The organism is Sphingobium sp. RAC03, from assembly GCF_001713415.1.
In the GTDB taxonomy this organism is placed as follows: Bacteria; Pseudomonadota; Alphaproteobacteria; order Sphingomonadales; family Sphingomonadaceae; genus Sphingobium.
The window spans coordinates 1,567,127-1,583,395 of record NZ_CP016456.1; the positions used below are offsets into that span (position 1 = coordinate 1,567,127).

11 protein-coding genes are annotated in these 16,269 nt (G+C 66.4%); 5 read left to right on the plus strand and 6 right to left on the minus strand.

Features of this window, described 5'->3' with window-relative positions; genetic code table 11:
• Window positions 1-9: 9 nt before the first annotated feature.
• Window positions 10-894: a LysR substrate-binding domain-containing protein gene (locus BSY17_RS12195; protein ID WP_069065702.1), complete on the minus strand. Its 885-nt coding sequence runs from the start codon at window positions 892-894 to the stop codon at window positions 10-12.
• Window positions 895-1,230: 336 nt separating this feature from the next.
• On the opposite strand from BSY17_RS12195, the gene BSY17_RS12200 reads away from it, so the two are divergent.
• The 3 genes from BSY17_RS12200 to BSY17_RS12210 all read left to right on the plus strand — a co-directional run bounded on the left by BSY17_RS12200 (window position 1,231) and on the right by BSY17_RS12210 (window position 5,640).
• A complete protein-coding gene (locus BSY17_RS12200; RefSeq protein WP_069065703.1) occupies window positions 1,231-3,522 on the plus strand; it encodes a CDC48 family AAA ATPase in 2,292 nt (763 codons plus the stop codon).
• Between the two features lie 143 nt (window positions 3,523-3,665).
• The gene (locus BSY17_RS12205) at window positions 3,666-4,301 is read left to right on the plus strand and encodes a class I SAM-dependent methyltransferase (protein WP_069065704.1); all 636 of its coding nucleotides are present in this window, start codon (window positions 3,666-3,668) and stop codon (window positions 4,299-4,301) included.
• 73 nt (window positions 4,302-4,374) lie between these two features.
• A complete protein-coding gene (locus BSY17_RS12210; RefSeq protein ID WP_069066939.1) occupies window positions 4,375-5,640 on the plus strand; it encodes a glutamate-5-semialdehyde dehydrogenase in 1,266 nt (421 codons plus the stop codon).
• A 193-nt stretch (window positions 5,641-5,833) separates the two neighbouring features.
• Here BSY17_RS12210 and kdsA read toward each other — a convergent pair whose 3' ends face one another.
• On the minus strand, window positions 5,834-6,670 hold the full coding sequence (gene kdsA, locus BSY17_RS12215) for a 3-deoxy-8-phosphooctulonate synthase (protein ID WP_443019520.1): 837 nt from the start codon (window positions 6,668-6,670) through the stop codon (window positions 5,834-5,836).
• Window positions 6,667-6,960, minus strand: coding sequence for a hypothetical protein (locus BSY17_RS12220; RefSeq protein WP_069065705.1), 294 nt, complete (start codon window positions 6,958-6,960; stop codon window positions 6,667-6,669). Before BSY17_RS12220 ends, kdsA begins: the two co-directional genes overlap by 4 nt.
• A gap of 21 nt (window positions 6,961-6,981) precedes the next feature.
• Between BSY17_RS12220 and BSY17_RS12225 the strand changes: the two genes are divergently transcribed.
• A complete protein-coding gene (locus tag BSY17_RS12225; RefSeq protein WP_069065706.1) occupies window positions 6,982-8,118 on the plus strand; it encodes a hypothetical protein in 1,137 nt (378 codons plus the stop codon).
• Window positions 8,115-9,488 (plus strand): cytochrome P450, encoded by a 1,374-nt coding sequence (locus tag BSY17_RS12230; protein WP_069065707.1) that lies wholly within the window; start codon window positions 8,115-8,117, stop codon window positions 9,486-9,488. Before BSY17_RS12225 ends, BSY17_RS12230 begins: the two co-directional genes overlap by 4 nt.
• A gap of 7 nt (window positions 9,489-9,495) precedes the next feature.
• Here BSY17_RS12230 and BSY17_RS12235 read toward each other — a convergent pair whose 3' ends face one another.
• Genes BSY17_RS12235 through BSY17_RS12245 form a run of 3 tightly spaced genes read right to left on the minus strand, consistent with a single transcriptional unit; the run spans window position 9,496 to window position 16,222 of the window.
• Window positions 9,496-10,392 carry a transglutaminase family protein gene (locus BSY17_RS12235; protein WP_069065708.1) on the minus strand — a complete coding sequence of 299 codons (897 nt, stop codon included), beginning with the start codon at window positions 10,390-10,392 and terminating at the stop codon, window positions 9,496-9,498.
• On the minus strand, window positions 10,389-12,863 hold the full coding sequence (locus tag BSY17_RS12240; protein WP_069065709.1) for a circularly permuted type 2 ATP-grasp protein: 2,475 nt from the start codon (window positions 12,861-12,863) through the stop codon (window positions 10,389-10,391). Before BSY17_RS12240 ends, BSY17_RS12235 begins: the two co-directional genes overlap by 4 nt.
• Window positions 12,863-16,222, minus strand: coding sequence for a transglutaminase family protein (locus BSY17_RS12245; protein WP_069065710.1), 3,360 nt, complete (start codon window positions 16,220-16,222; stop codon window positions 12,863-12,865). The genes BSY17_RS12240 and BSY17_RS12245 overlap by 1 nt, the downstream gene beginning before the upstream one ends.
• Between the last annotated feature and the right edge of the window lie 47 nt (window positions 16,223-16,269).

Here is a 16,269-nt window from a genome sequence, read left to right on the forward strand (position 1 = left end):
TACGCCGTGTCAGATGTCGGCGGCGACCAGCCAGTCGCGGAAGATGCGGACCGCCCGCGTCTGGAGCGCGCGGGGGCGGCAGACGAAGAAATAGCGATAGGGGCTGTCGACATGCGTGTCGGGGAACAGCCGCACCAGCCGGGTATCGCCCGACTGGTTGAAATGGCTGGCATGCATGACGGCCACGCCCAGCCCCTGCGCTGCGGCTTCCAGCATCAACTGGCCCGAATCATAATTGTCGATCGCCAGCGGTTGCAGGTCGGGCAGGCCGACCGCTTCCTTCCAGGCGTCGAAGGATTGGGCCATGTCGCGGTGGATCAGCACGGTATGGTTCGCCAGCTCCTGCGGCGCGGTCAGCGCATGGGGCGCTTCGAGCAGTTCGCGCCGCCCGATCAGATAGACTTCGTCATGGTCCAGCTCATGCGCATAGAGCGCCGGATCGATATCCTTGGCCAGCAGCACGATCGCCGCGTCCAGCCCTTCGCCCAGCCGCGCCACCGCATGGGGCGTCGTTTCGATGTCGATATGCAGCTGGGGGTGGAGCGCGCGCAGGGCGCCCAGATGCGGGAAGAGACGCTGGGTCGCGAACAGCGGCAGCACCGCCAGCCGCAGCCGCAACTGATTGCCGCCGCTCTGGATATTTTCCAGCGCTTGCGCCAGCGAATCGAGGGCGGGCGCGATGTCGTCGAGCAGCCTTTGCCCCTCGGCATTGATTTCCAGCGCCTGATGCTTGCGGTCGAACAGGGGGCGGCCGATGAAGCGTTCCAGCGCCTGAACCCGGCGGCTGAGCGCAGGAGTCGAGAGCGCAAGCTCTTCCGCCGCCGCCTTGACCGAGCCGAGGCGTGCGACCTGCACAAAGGCCTCCAGGGCCGTAAGGGGCGGTAATCTCCGCATGATCTTTTACAATTCCATCGCCGGTGCGCTGCGCCGCGTCATCGCCTGTTATCGAGTGGGCAGCTTCCGGTCTCAAGCATCCTCGCCCTACAGAGCAGGAAAATCAGGCGAATGGCAAGATGCATTTTTTGCAACCGGAACTTTTGCGTTCGCACTTGCAATATCGCGTTTAACGCTACATATAGAGCAGGCCTTTCAGGCATCCTCTCCTAAAACTTTACGGGCTGACCCTTGTGGTCGGCCCTTTTTTTATGCCTTGTGCGTGGCACATGGCCCCCTTTTCGCGGCGGCCGACGTTTCCTATCTCGTTACGGAACAAGAAGGACGGGGTGCCCGATGGCCGATGAGGAAATGACTGGACGCCGCATCCAGGTCGCCAATGCGCGGCCCGAAGATGCGGGACGCGGGCTTGCACGGCTGCCCTTGACGGTGATGGCCGAATTGCAGCTGAGCGAAGGCGATGTGATCGAGATCGTCGGCAAGCGATCCACGCCTGCGCGCGTGGTGCGTCCGTACAAGGAAGATGAAGGGCTGGACGTGCTGCGCCTCGATGGCTTGCAGCGGGCCAATGCCGGGGCCGGGTCGGGCGATTTCGTCCATATCGAGAAGGTGGAGCCGCGCCCGGCGCAGCGGGTCGTGTTCGCGCCTGCACAAAATAATTTACGGCTGCAGGGCCATCCCGAAGCGTTGAAGCGGGTATTCTTTCAGCGGCCGTTGACCGCGGGCGATGTCGTCGCAACCGCCGGGCAGCAGCAGGTGCCGACCGGTGACATGCCGCCGCAATTGCGCCAGATGCTGGCCGCGCCCGCCTATGCCTTGCAGGAAATCCGGCTGGTCGTGGTGTCGACCGTACCCAAGGGCGTGGTGCAGATCGACGCGGAAACCGAAGTCGAGCTGCGCCCCGAATATGAGGAGCCCAAGGAAGCGCGGCGTGCCGACGTGACCTATGACGATGTCGGCGGCATGGCCGATACGATCGACCAGTTGCGCGAGATGGTCGAACTGCCGCTGCGCTACCCCGAACTGTTCCAGCGGCTGGGCGTCGATCCGCCGCGCGGCGTGCTGCTCCATGGCCCGCCGGGCACTGGCAAGACGCGGCTGGCCCGCGCCGTCGCCAACGAATCGGAAGCCGAATTCTTCCTGATCAACGGGCCGGAGATCATGGGGTCGGCCTATGGCGAATCCGAAAAACAGTTGCGCGAGATATTCGAGGCGGCGGCCAAGGCTGCCCCCTCGATCCTGTTCATTGACGAGATTGATTCGATCGCGCCCAAGCGGGGACAGGTGACCGGCGAAACCGAAAAGCGGTTGGTCGCACAATTGCTGACGCTGATGGACGGGCTGGAGCCGCGCACCAATCTGGTGGTGATCGCTGCGACCAACCGCCCGGAGGCGATTGACGAGGCGCTGCGGCGACCCGGCCGCTTCGACCGCGAGATCGTGGTCGGCGTGCCCGACGAGCGCGGGCGGCGCGAGATATTGGGCATCCACACGCGCGGCATGCCGCTGGGCGACAAGGTGGACCTGTCCGAACTGGCGCGCATGACCTATGGCTTCGTCGGCGCGGACATGGCGGCGCTGACCCGCGAGGCGGCGATCGAGACGGTGCGCCGTTTCATGCCGCGCCTCAACCTGGAGGACGGGACGATCCCGGCCGATGTCCTGGAAGAATTGTGCGTCACGCGCGAGGATTTCATGTCGGCGATCAAGCGGGTGCAGCCATCGGCCATGCGCGAGGTGATGGTGCAGGCACCCAATATCGGTTGGTCCGACATTGGCGGGCTGGACGATGCGCAGATGCGCTTGAAGGAAGGGGTCGAGCTGCCGCTCAAAAATCCCGACGCCTTCCGCCGGATCGGCATCCGCCCGGCCAAGGGCTTCCTGCTCTACGGCCCGCCCGGCACCGGCAAGACGCTGCTGGCCAAGGCGGTGGCGCGTGAGGCGCAGGCGAACTTCATCGCCACCAAATCGAGCGACCTCTTGTCCAAATGGTATGGCGAAAGCGAGCAGCAGATCGCCCGGCTGTTCGCCCGCGCGCGGCAAGTGGCCCCGACGGTCATCTTCATCGACGAACTGGACAGTTTGGTCCCCGCGCGTGGCGGCGGGCTTGGCGAACCGGCAGTGACGGAGCGGGTGGTCAATACCATTCTCGCCGAGATGGACGGGCTGGAGGAATTGCAGTCGGTGGTGGTGATCGGCGCGACCAATCGGCCGACGCTGGTGGACCCGGCGTTGCTGCGGCCCGGCCGGTTCGACGAGTTGATCTATGTCCCCGTGCCGGACGAGGCCGGGCGGGCGCGCATCCTGTCGATCCATACGGGCAAAATGCCGCTCGCGGACGATGTCGATCTCGCCTCGCTGGCGGCGCGGACGCAGCGCTTTACCGGCGCGGATCTGGAGGATCTGTCGCGGCGGGCGGGCCTGTTCGCGCTGCGCCAGTCGATGACGGTCGAGAAGGTCACGATGGCGCATTTCGAGGCCGCGCTGCTGGAAACCCGCGCATCGGTGACGCCCGACATGGAGCGGGAATATGAGCAGATCCAGGCGACGTTGAAGCAAAGCGCGATGCAGATCGACCCGATCGGCTTCGTGTCACCGGGCATGGTGCGCGCGCGCGACCGGGCCTGATCGAGCCTCACCGCTAGGGTGACGCGCGGGCGGCGGGGAAACCAATCGCCGCCTGCGCGTTCCTGCCCGATGCGCGCAATGCGGCTTGCAAGGCTTGCCGATTTTTGCGACGCCCGACCGTAATGACAAACAGGCGGATATTGATGGCCTCCATTCCCTTGAAAAAGAATGACAATCGCGCTCGCAAGGGCGCGTTCCTGAGCCAGTGGAGGCTGTTTTTCCGGCAGTTTGTCAAACATCCCGGCATGATCGGGTCGATCATCCCTTCGTCCGCGACGCTGGTGAAGCGCATGCTCGACCCCGTCGATTGGCAGCGCACGCGCCTGTTCGTGGAATATGGTCCGGGCGTCGGCACCTTTACGCAAGCGATCCTCGACCGGATGCACCCCGATGCCACGCTGCTGGCGATCGACCTCAATGTCGATTTCGTCGCCTATCTGGAGGCGCAGATCGATGATCCTCGCCTGCGGGTCGTGCATGGATCGGCCGCCGACGTGCGGCGCTTCATTCGGGAAGCGGGCCATATGCAGGCCGATTATATCCTGTCCGGCATCCCCTTTTCCACGCTGCCCGACGGCGTGGGCGAGGGCATTGCGGCGGAGACGCTTGGCGCGCTGCGGCCCGGCGGGGCGTTCCTCGTCTATCAATATTCGCGCTTCGTGCGCCGCCTGATCGATCCCCTGTTCGGGCAGGTGCAGGATGCGCTGGAATGGCGCAATATTCCGCCCTGCCGCCTGTTTCGCGCGGTGAAGGATGAGGGGCTGGCCAAGGCGGCCTGACGCCGGTCCTATCGCCTTCGCAACGGTCGGCTTTCATGCTAAGCCGCCGCGCACCCGAATGGCGAGAGTGATGATGAACGACCTGACCCAGACCCCCGAAATGCTGATCGCGACGATGGGCGCGCGCGCGCGCCGCGCCGCCGCCGTGATCGCGCAGGCGAGCGACGCGCAAAAGGCCGACGCGCTACGCCGCGCGGCTCAGGCGTTGCGGGACCAGGCACCGGCGATCATCGCCGCCAATGCGCGCGATATGGACAATGCGGTGGCGAACGGCCTGTCGCCCGCTTTGCTCGACCGGCTGCGGCTCGACGCGGGCCGTGTAGAGGCCACGGCGGCGGGCGTGGAGCAGGTCGCGGGCCTGCCCAATCCGCTGGGCAGCGTGATCGACCAGAGCGTGCGCCCCAATGGGCTGGACCTGCGCCGGGTGCGGGTGCCGCTGGGCGTGATCGGCATCATCTATGAAAGCCGCCCCAATGTGACCGCCGACGCGGCGGCGCTCTGCCTGCGCGCGGGCAATGCGGTGATCCTGCGCGGCGGCAGCGAGGCGAAGGAGAGCAACCGCGCGATCCACGCCGCGATCGTCGAGGGGGTCGTCGCCGCTGGCCTGCCCGCCGATGTCGTGCAGCTCGTGCCCACCACCGATCGCGCGGCGGTCGGCGCGCTGCTCAAGGCGGCCGAATTTGTCGACCTGATCGTGCCGCGCGGCGGCAAGAGCCTGGTCGCGCGGGTGCAGGACGAAGCGCGCGTGCCCGTGCTGGCCCATCTCGACGGGATCAACCACAGCTATGTCGATGGTGCGGCGGACCCGACGATGGCGCAGCAATTGGTGGTCAATGCCAAGATGCGCCGCACCGGCATTTGCGGCGCGACCGAAACGGTGCTGATCGACAGCGCCTATGCTTATGCGCCCGCGCTGGTCAGGGCGCTGCTCGACGCGCAATGCGAAGTGCGCGGCGACGAAGCGGTGCAGGCGATGGACGCGCGGGTGAAGCCCGCCGACGAGGCCGATTGGGACACTGAATATCTCGACGCGATCGTGTCGGTTCGGCTGGTCGATGGCGTGGAGGAAGCGATCGCCCATATCGCCGCCCATGCCAGCCACCATACCGACGCGATCATCACCGACGATGCCGCCACCGCCGAGCGCTTCCTCAATGCGGTGGATAGCGCCATCGTGATGTGGAACGCCTCGACCCAGTTCGCCGATGGCGGCGAGTTCGGGCTGGGCGCGGAAATCGGCATTTCCACCGGACGGTTGCACGCGCGCGGGCCGGTCGCGCTGGAGGGGCTGACGACGTACAAGTGGATCGTGCGGGGGACGGGGCAGGTTCGGCCCTGACCGCATAAAGGGCGACCGCCACACCTCTCCCGCCTTCGCGGGAGAGGGAGGGGCCCGCGCCGAAGGCGTGGGAGGGTGAGGGTCTGTCTAACGCTGCAAGAAAGGCCCTCACCGACTGCGACTAGGCAGCACGCTGCCAAGTCTTCATAGCCTCTCCCGCGAAGGCGGGAGAGGGCGGGGTTGGGCCTTTGCCTTACCCCTTCACCACTTCGTCGATGGCTTTCAGCTTCGCGAGCATGGGTGCGACCCAGTCGAGCGGCAGCATGACCGGGCCGTCGGAGGGGGCGTTGTCGGGGTCTTGGTGGGCTTCGGCGAAGATCGCCGCGACGCCGGCCGCGATCGCGCTGCGGGCGAGGAGCGGCGCATATTCGCGTTGGCCGCCGGATGCGGAGCCCAGGCCGCCCGGCTGTTGCACCGAATGGGTGGCGTCGAAGACGACCGGATAGCCGGTCTGCGCCATCACGGGCAAAGCGCGCATGTCGCTGACCAAGGTATTGTAGCCGAAACTCGCGCCGCGTTCGGTCAGCAGGATGCGGTCATTGCCGGTCGAGGCGACCTTCTGCGCGACCGCCGCCATGTCCCAGGGGGCCATGAACTGCCCCTTTTTGACGTTGATGACCGCGCCGGTGCGCCCGGCGGCGAGCAGCAGGTCGGTCTGGCGGCACAGGAACGCCGGGATCTGGAGGATGTCCACCGCCTGCGCGGCGGCTTCCACCTGGCCTGCGTCATGCACGTCGGTCAGCACCGGGCAGCCCAGCGTCGCCTTGACCTCCGCGAGGATGGTGAGGCCTGCGTCGATGCCGACGCCGCGCTGGCCCGACACCGATGTCCGGTTCGCCTTGTCGAAACTGCTTTTGAAGATGAAGGGCACGCCCGCCTGCCGCGCGATCTGCGCCAGCGCGTCGGCCATGAACAGCGCATGGTCGCGGCTTTCGATCTGGCAGGGGCCGGAAATGAGAACGAAGGGCAGGTCGTTGCCGAAGGTGACGGAACCTGTGGAGATATGCTTTGAGCTGGTCATGGCGCTCATTTGGGCGCTTTGGCGAAGCGGCGCAACAATTGCCCGCGCCACAGGCCCTTGCCCGGATGATAGTTCCAGCAGAACCAGCCGAAGGCGAGGCAGGCGATGAGGGACGGCAACGCCATCGGATCGCTCTCTCCCTTCATATGGCGATAAAAGGCCATGTCGGCGCGCCAGCGGTCCCGCTCGCTGCCGCCGCCATTGATGCCATAGGCATTGTCATGTTTCCTACAGCCGATGTTTCGGTTGTATTTGCGATGGTCTATGAAATAGCAATAGTCGCGTTCGGGTGTGCTCATGCCCCGATTAGGGCTGGGTCAGTGCAAAAGTTCAAGCGTAAAGTCTTCTACCTCGGCGGTTTCGATCCGCGCGGCGTGCGTTTCTATCATCAGCTCTACCGCGAACAGGCGGCGCGCTATCATAAGCTCACGGGGGAGGATGTGACCGTCGGCGCGCGGCGGGCCGGGCCGGACGGGTCGCTGGTGTCGGTGCAATGGGACGTTGCCAATGAACAGGCGGGCGTCGCGGTCGATTATGAATATCTGCGCTGGGAAGATTTGATCGCCAAGGTGTGGATCCGCAATCCGCTGCCGCTGGCGCTGCGGGCGGCGCGGGCTTATGTCGGCCATGCGCGCTTCATGCAGTTCGGGCGGATGCGCAAGCTGCGCTCCGGGCCGGTCATCACCATCCTCTATCCGCCGCTGTTTGCCGTGCTGATCCCTTTGCTGCTGGCTCTGGTGCCTGCGCTGTTGCTGTCGCTGCTGTTGCCTTTGTGGGTCAGTGCGCTCGTCGGCATCGGCATCAGCGCGCTGCTGTCGGGGCGCTTGCTGGCCAAGCTGGTCGTGCCCTGGCTATTGCGGTTCATGACCTATCATGGCGCGCTGGCCGCCGCTGGGCCGGGCGCGGAGCTGGACGCGCGGCTCGATCAGTTTGCCGCGCGCATCGCGGCGGAACTGGACGGCGATTGGGACGAAGTGCAGATCGTTACGCACAGCGCGGGCACCATATTGGGCATGAGCATATTGCGCCGGGTGTTTGCCTTGCGCGGCGGCGCGGCGATGCCCGACCATGTTGTCATGGTGGGTATGGGGCAGGTGGTGCCGGTGATCGGCCTGCGCCGCGACGCGCGCTGGTATCATGCGGATCTGGCGGCGCTGGCGGACAAGGCGTTCCGCTATGTCGATATTTCCTCGCCGCCCGATGGCGCGGCCTATTATAACGTCAATCCGCTGCAGCTTGTCGCAGACAATCATGCGGCGCGGGTGGACATGCTATCGCCGCGCTTCCATCTCTTCTATCAGCCGGACAATTATCATGGCGGCTGGTCGAACAAATATGAGGCGCATTTCGACTATCTGCGTGTGGGCGACAGGCTTTCGCCGCTCGATTTCATCAGCCTGACCGCTGGCCCCCGTACCGTGGACGAAGCCGTCGCCGCCTTCAGGACGATCCCTTGACCGATCTTTTTACGCCCCCCTATCCGCAGCCGCCCCGCACCAAGCGCGGGCTGATCAAGCGGTTCCTGCGCGGCTGGCATAGCTGGATCCATGTGCTGTTCGACAAAAGCTATACGATGAAGATGGGCGAGATCCGCCTGCCCGGCCGGACCATGTATATCGCCAATGAGCTGAGCCTGGTGGACCAGATTTTGCGCGGCGGCACCGCATTCCCCAAACATAGCGAACTGGTCCGCAATCTCGACCCGCTGATCGGCAACAGCGTCTTTTCCGCCAATGGCACGGATTGGGAAAGCCAGCGGGCGATGGTCAATCCCGCCTTTGCCCATACCGCTCTGGGGCGGACCATGCCGTTGATGGTGGCGGCCGCCGACGATCTGGTCGCGCGGCTTGAGGCGGCCGATCGCACCGCGCCGGTCGATATCGACCCGATGATGACGCACGTCGCGGCCGACATCATCTTTCGCACGCTGTTTTCGCAGGCGCTGGACGCGGCGCGATCGAACATCATCCACATCGCCTTCGGCAAGTTCCAGCGGCTGGCGCATAGCGCGTCGATGCTGCGGCTGTACGGCATTCCCGCCGGTTGGTTCGAGACGCGCTCGAAAGGTCCGGCGCGCGCCATCCATGACGTGTTCCGCCCGATCGTGGAAGCGCGCTATGAAGGCTGGCATGCGCGCGGAGAAGCGCCGCATCGCGACATTCTCCAGTCGCTGATCGAGGCGAAACATCCCGACACCGGGGAGGCCTTCACCTGCAATCAGGTGATGGAGCAGGTGTCGACCATCTTCCTCGCGGGCCATGAGACATCGGCCAGCACCATGACCTGGGCGCTCTATATGCTCGCCGAATGTCGGCATATTCAGGATCGGGTTAGGGCGGAAATCAGCGCGGTTGCGGGCGACGCGCCGCTGACCGCCGCGATGCTCAAGGAAATGGGGCAGTTGCGCAATATCTTCCGTGAGACGCTGCGCCTCTATCCGCCCGTCTCCTTCCTGCCGCGCGAAGTCACCTGTCCGATGGATATGCGCGACAAGCATCTGGAGACTGGATCAATGCTGGTCGTCGCGCCGTGGCTGACCCAGCGCAACAAGGATAATTGGGCCTGCCCCCATGCCTTCGACCCCGATCGCTTCGATGATCCCGCCAATGCCGACATGGTGAAACAGGCCTGGTTCCCGTTCGGCCGGGGACCGCGCGTGTGCGTTGGGGCGGGCTTTGCCCAGCAGGAGGTGATGACGGTGATCGCCGCGGTCGTGTGGCGCTTTGCCCTGAGCGTGCCGCCGGGGTTCAAGCCCGAACCGATCAGCCGCCTGACCATCCGGCCAAGGACGGGGATGCCGTTGTTGTTCGGGGATCTGGGCGATTAAGTGAGGGCTACGCCCCTCCCGCCATCTCCTCCTCCGGCACGACATCGACCATCAGTTGCAGGCTTTGCCCGCCGCCGCCGACGAACAGCCCGTCCATCGGCGCGACGTCGGCATAGTCGCGGCCCATGGCGACGAAGAGATGGCCGTCGCCGGTGATCACGCCATTGGTGGGGTCAAAGCCGATCCAGCCCCGCGTCCGCCCGCACCATAGCATGACCCAGGCGTGCATCGCGTCCGCCCCGATCAGGCGCGGCTTGCCGGGCGGCGGGGAGGTGCGCAGATAGCCGCTGACATAAGCGGCGGGCAGACCCGCGAGGCGCAGCGCGACCACCATGACATGCGCGAAATCCTGGCACACGCCATGGCGCGCGGCAAAGGCGTCGGCGACTGGGGTGGCCGCGTCGGTGCTGCCCGGTTCATACCGAAATTCGGCGCGGATGCGCTGCGCCAAGTCAAGCGCGGCGGCGACGATCGGTCGGTCAGGCGACAGGCCATCGCCGACCCATGCGCCGATCTCCGCCAAGAGCGGCGCGCGCACCGAGGCGTAGAGATAATGGGCGGGTGCCGCCGGTCCCATGTCGCGTTCGGCCAGCGCCGCCTGCGCCACCGCGCCGATGGTGGGATCATCCGCTTGCGGCACGATCGCGCCGCCCTGCACGCCGATGCGAAAGCGGCTTTCGATCGTGAGCTGGCGGATCGGGCTTTCGATCACCAGCCGGGCGACATGGACCGGCCAGGCACCGGGGCGAGAATCGATCGCCGACGGCAGCGGATCGACCTCCAGCGCATAGTCGGACGTCCATTGGCCCGGCCAGGGCGCGGGCCGCAGCCGCAGGTTGAAGCGGGCCAGCCGCATCGGGCTGGCGTAGCGCAGGATGGTGCGGTGCCGGACATGGTAGATCATGACAGCAGGTCCATCGTCTCGGTCTTGCGGACCTGCAGGAAATAGCGCTGGCCGATCGCGTCGGAGAGGCCAAGCAGTCGGTTTTCGACATCGGCGATATCCGCCATGGTCAGCATGTCGCCGGTCAGCGGCGCGAGCCGCGCCACCAGCGCATCGGCGCGGCGCAGCGGTTCTTCGGGCATGCCGTCGGCGCGCAGCGTGGGGAGGGCGGCGATATGTTCCGCCAGCCGTGCCGCCTGATAGACGATCGCGCGCGGATTATGCGGCTCCAGCGCGACGAGATCGCGCACCGGCGGCAGCGACGGGCCGGTCAGATAGCGGGTGCGATAGCTGATCTGGCTGTCCTGGAGGTCGAGCAGCACGGTCAGGTCGTCGGCGCTGGCGCCATCGCCGCCGAACAGGGTGACGAGGCGACAGCCATTGATCGCGCGCTCCATGCGGCGGCCCATATCGTGAAAGCGCCAGGCGTCGGTGCGCGCCATATTCTCGGCCGCCAGCCCCGACAGCGCGGAAATCCGCTCGATCATGCGGGAGGTGGCGTCGAGCAGCGTCTCGGTCACCGCGCCGTCGAAGCGGGGCAGCGGCAAGCGCACCAGCCGCCACACGTCGCTCGCCAGCCGGTCGCGCAGCCCTTCGCCGATATTCGCAACGCGGCCCATCAGCGTCCGCACGCTGCCGCTTTGCTGGGCGTCGCCCAGCGCGATGGCGCAGAGCGGGCCGACTGCGCCGCGACTGCCGGGGATCGCGCCCCACAAAGCCAGTTGCCCGACCAGCCGGGCCATGGTTGGGGAAGCGAGCGAGGGACCAATGTCCGCCTCGATCGATCCGCCGACGATCGCGCGGATCAGTCGCAGCGTCATTTCGGTGCGCTCGATATAGCGGCCCAGCCAGAAGAGATTGTCCGCCGCCTTGGCCGGCAGCATCCCCCCCACCCGCCGGATCGCGGGCGCGCCGCCGGAGCCGAGCAGCGTGTCGGGCGGCACGGGCTGGCTGTCGATGACGCACATGTCGGCGGACATGTCGCCCCGCCCCATCAGCGCGGCGCGAATGTCGCCATGGCCCGCGAGGCGCGCGAAGGCGCCCGGCATCACGCGCCATTGGCCGAGCGCATCGCGCGCCACGAACACGCGCAGGGTGAAGGGCAGCGGGGTCAATTGCCCGTCGACGATGGCGGGGGTGGTGGATAATTTCACCACTTCCTGCCCGACATAATCCATCGGTCGCCGCGCCATCGCGTCGAGCAGGGCGGCGCGCTGATCCTTGTCCAGCGCCGATCCGGGGGCGAAGTGCGCGTCGGGCAGGCCCGCAACGGTCTGATCGAAGGCGGAGCCGACCACCAGTTCGTCCAGCCGGTCGCGCACATGGGCGCATTCTTTCGCCTGGCCGCACCACCAGGTCGCGATATTGGGCAGGATCAGTTCCTCGCCCAGCACCGCGCGCGCCAGTTGCGGCAGGAAGGCGGCGAAGGCGCGCGATTCGATCACGCCCGCGCCCGGCCAATTGCTGACCATCAATCCGCCGCGCGCGCAGGCGTCATAAAGGTCGGGCACGCCGATGCGCGACTTGCTGTCGAAGGCGAGTGGGTCGAGGAAGCGGCTGTCCAGCCAGCGCCACAGCCCGTCGATCCGCTTCAACCCCTGAATGGTGCGGACGAATAATTGCCCGTCGGTGACGATCAGATCCTCGCCCTCGACCAGCAACAGGCCAAGATAGCGGGCGAGATGCGCCTGTTCGGCATAGCTTTGGTTGAAGCGGCCGGGCGTCAGCAGGCCGATGCGCGGGTCGGACCGGGCGCAATCGGCGGCCAGTCCCCGGCGCAATTCGTCGAAAAAGGGCGCAAGCCGCCGCGTATTCATTGCGCCCAGCAGGTCGCCGGTGGCGCGCGACAAAGCGAGCCGGTTTTCCAGCGCATAGCCCACCCCCACCGGGGTCCGCACCCGGTCGGACAGCACGCGCCATTCGCCCGCCGGGCCGCGCCCGATATCGGCGGCGTAGAAATGCAACTGATGCCCCTGCGGCGGCGGCGCGCCGTTCATGACGCGCCAATAATGGGCGCTGCCGGTCACGATGCTGGCGGGCAGATTGCCGTCCCTGACCAGCGACTGGGTCGAATAAATGTCGGCGATGACCCGTTCGAGCAGGTCGGCGCGCTGGGCGAGGCCGCGTTCGATATGCGCCCATTCGTCCGCGCCGATCAGCAACGGCACCGGCCCCAGCGGCCAGGCGCGTTCCTGCTCGTCGCCGGTCAGGCGGAACGCCATGCCAAGGTCGATCGCCTGCCGCCCGACATGGTCGGCCAGCGTCGCGGGGTCGCCCTGCGCCTGGGCCGACAGCCGCTCCAGCATCGTCCGCCAGCGCGGGGCCATGGCGGGCGATGCATCGGCAAACAAATCCCCCGCCGGTGCGGCGGCGAGATAGGCGTCGGCCCATCCCCCCGCCGCGCCGGGCGGGGCCGCGGCGTCTGCGGCCATCACAGCCCCGGTTGTTTGAAGCGCAGGTCCAGCGTCATCGGAAATTCGCTGGCCATTTCGGCGGCGGGCATGTCGACTTGGCCGGGGGTATGGCCATAATCCTGAAACCGCGCCTTGCGCCGGGCTTCGGCCTCATAGCCGTTGATCGGCAGCGTGTCGTAATTGCGGCCGCCCGGATGCGCGACATGATAGACGCAGCCGCCCAGCGACCGCCCGCTCCAACTGTCCAGCACGTCAAAGGTCAGCGGCGCATTGGCGGGCAGGTGGGGGTGGAGGCAATTGGCCGGTGCCCATGCCTTGTAGCGGACGCCGCCGACCGCTTCGCCCGGAACGCCGGTGGCGGTCATTGGCACCTGCCGCCCGTTGCACGCGACGATGTGGCGTCCGGCGACCAGGCCCGTGGCGCGCACCTGCAGCCGTTCGGTCGATGAGTCGACATAGCGCACCGTGCCGCCGATCGCCCCGGTTTCGCCCAGCACGTTCCAGGGTTCGAGCGCATGGGCGATTTCCAGGCCCACGCCGCCCGCATCCACCGTGCCATGGACCGGGAAGCGGAACTGGCGCTGCGCCTCGAACCAGTTGGGGTCGAAATCATAGCCCGCACCGCGCAGGTCGGACAGGATCTCCAGGAAATCGGCCCAGACGAAATGGGGCAGCATGAAACGGTCATGCAGCGTCGTGCCCCAGCGCACCAGATGGCCCTGCTGCGGCTGCCGCCAGAACCAGGCGGTCAGCGCGCGGAGCAGCAATTGCTGCGCCAGGCTCATGCGCGCTTCGGGTGGCATTTCGAACCCGCGAAACTCCAGCAGGCCAAGCCGTCCGGTGGGACCATCGGGCGAGAACATCTTGTCGATGCAGATTTCGGTGCGATGGGTGTTGCCCGTCACATCGACCAGCAGGTTGCGGAACAGCCGATCGACCAGCCAGGGGGGCGGGGCTGCGCCCTCGCCCGCGAACGGGTTGGGCACCTGTGCCAGCGCGATCTCCAGCTCATAGAGGCCGTCATGCCGCGCCTCGTCGATGCGCGGCGCCTGGCTCGTCGGCCCGATGCACAGGCCCGAAAAGAGATAGGAGAGCGAGGGGTGGCGCTGCCAATAGAGGACGAAGCTCTTGAGCAGATCAGGCCGCCGGATGAAAGGCGAGTCGCCCAGCGTCGGCCCGCCCAGCACGATATGATTGCCCCCGCCGGTGCCGACCGATCGGCCATCGACCATGAATTTGTCGGCGGTCAGCTGACATTCGCGGGCATGGTCATAGACTTGCTGGGTGATTTGAACCGTCTCGTCCCAACTCGCGGCGGGCTGGACATTCACTTCGATCACGCCGGGGTCGGGCGTAGCCTTCAGCACGTCGATGCGCGGGTCCGGCGGCGGCGAATAGCCTTCGATCCGCACGGGGATGCGCAGCGCTTCGGCAGCGGCTTCGACTTCGGCGATCAGCTCCAGATAATCTTCCAGCGCCTGTACCGGGGGCAGGAAGACCGAGAGATAATGGCCGCGCGGTTCGACCGTCACGGCGGTCCGCACCGCGCCTTCGATGATGACCTGTTCGACCCGCTCCTGCGCGGCCATGCCGCCTTCGGGACCGGCGACCCGCTGCGACTGTTGCGCGCGCACTTCCTCGACGCTCGCCTGTTCGACGATCTGGGTGCGGAAATCGGGCAGCGGTTCGCGCGGCTCGCTGGTGTCGCGGGGGTGGATATAGGGGTAATCGGATGGCGGCACATAGGGCAGCGACCCCAGCGGCAGGCGATAGCCCAGCGCCGAATCGCCCGGCACCGCGAACAGCTTGCCGCGCCGCAACTGCCAGATTTCGCTCTGCCAACGGGGCTTTGCGACCTGAGATTGCCAGCGCTGGACCGGCAGCACATAGCCGACCGGCTGGTCGAGGCCGCGCTCGAACGTCTTGACCATCCGCGCGCGCGCTTCGGGGTCGCTGATCTTGGGATCATCGGGGCTGGCGTTGATCGGCAGGTCGGCTTCCTTGACCGCCCAGACCGCCGGATCTTCATAGACCGCATGGGTATATTCGTCGGTAAAGCCCATATTCCCGGCCATATGGCTGAGGAACGCGCGGGCGTCGGCAGGCGTCACCATGCGCGCGCCGTCGGGCGCATCGTCGGGTGCGATCAGGCTTTCGTCGCGCCAGATCGGCGTGCCATCCTTGCGCCAATAGACCGCATAGGCCCAGCGCGGCAGGCTTTCGCCCGGATACCATTTGCCCTGTCCGTGATGCAGCAGGCCGCCCGGCGCGAAGGTTGCGCGCAGCTTGCGGATCAGCCGGTCGGCATAGGCCGCCTTGGTCGGGCCGACCGCATCGCCATTCCATTCGCCCGCATCGCCGCCATCGACCGCCACGAAGGTCGGCTCGCCCCCGGTGGTCAGGCGCACATCCTGCGCGATCAAATCGGCATCGACCTGTGCGCCGAGCGCCATCACCGCGTCCCAACGGCTGTCGGTGAACGGCTTGGTGATCCGCACCGCCTCGGCAATGCGCGACACATTCATCGCAAATTCGAAATCGACTTCGGCGGGTTCGGCCATGCCGCTGATCGGCGCGGCGGACTTGTAGTGCGGCGTCGCGCAGAGCGGAATATGCCCCTCGCCCGCGAACATGCCGCTGGTGGCATCGAGCGCCACCCAGCCTGCGCCCGGCACATAAGCCTCCGCCCAGGCGTGCAGGTCGACGACGTCCTGCGTTACGCCCTTTGGTCCCTCGATCGGTTCGACATCGGCGACCAGCTGGATCGAATAGCCCGACACGAAACGCGCGGCAAAGCCCAGCCGACGCAGCAATTGCACCAGCAACCAGGCGGAATCGCGGCACGATCCGGTGCCGATCTCCAGCGTCTCTTCCGGCGTCTGGACGCCCGCTTCCATGCGGATGACATAGCCGACCTGTTGTTGCAGGCGGCGGTTCACCTCGACCAGGAAATCGACCGTCCGGCTCTCAAAGCCATCATATTGCGCCACCATCGCGTCGAACATCGGCCCTTGCAGTTCGATATCGAAATAGGCGGCGAGGTCGGTCTTCAACTGATCGTCATAGGCGAAGGGGTAAGTCTCCGCATAAGGCTCGACGAAGAAATCGAACGGATTGATGATGTCGAGGTCCGCGAGCAGATCGACCTGGATGCGGAAATGATCGACCGGATCGGGAAACACCACGCGCGCCAGCCAGTTGCCGTGCGGGTCTTGCTGCCAGTTCAGGAAATGGTTCGCCGGTTCGATCTTCAGCGCATAATTGGGGACTTTGGTCCGGCTATGCGGCGCGGGGCGCAGGCGGATGACCTGCGGCCCCAGGCGGATCGGGCGATTGTAACGATAGGCGGTGAGGTGGTGGAGTGCGGCTTTGAGCATGGCCGCGATCAAACGCTACCCCCTGCTGCAATGCAACAGCCAATCGC

Excerpts from the sequence above, each read along its gene's own strand:
- BSY17_RS12195 (WP_069065702.1), bottom strand. The coding sequence starts at position 894 with ATGCGGAGATTACCGCCCCTTACGGCCCTGGAGGCCTTTGTGCAGGTC.
- BSY17_RS12200 (WP_069065703.1), top strand. The coding sequence starts at position 1,231 with ATGGCCGATGAGGAAATGACTGGACGCCGCATCCAGGTCGCCAATGCG.
- BSY17_RS12205 (WP_069065704.1), top strand. The coding sequence starts at position 3,666 with ATGGCCTCCATTCCCTTGAAAAAGAATGACAATCGCGCTCGCAAGGGC.
- BSY17_RS12210 (WP_069066939.1), top strand. The coding sequence starts at position 4,375 with ATGAACGACCTGACCCAGACCCCCGAAATGCTGATCGCGACGATGGGC.
- kdsA (WP_443019520.1), bottom strand. The coding sequence starts at position 6,670 with ATGAGCGCCATGACCAGCTCAAAGCATATCTCCACAGGTTCCGTCACC.
- BSY17_RS12220 (WP_069065705.1), bottom strand. The coding sequence starts at position 6,960 with ATGAGCACACCCGAACGCGACTATTGCTATTTCATAGACCATCGCAAA.
- BSY17_RS12235 (WP_069065708.1), bottom strand. The coding sequence starts at position 10,392 with ATGATCTACCATGTCCGGCACCGCACCATCCTGCGCTACGCCAGCCCG.
- BSY17_RS12240 (WP_069065709.1), bottom strand. The coding sequence starts at position 12,863 with ATGGCCGCAGACGCCGCGGCCCCGCCCGGCGCGGCGGGGGGATGGGCC.
- BSY17_RS12245 (WP_069065710.1), bottom strand. The coding sequence starts at position 16,222 with ATGCTCAAAGCCGCACTCCACCACCTCACCGCCTATCGTTACAATCGC.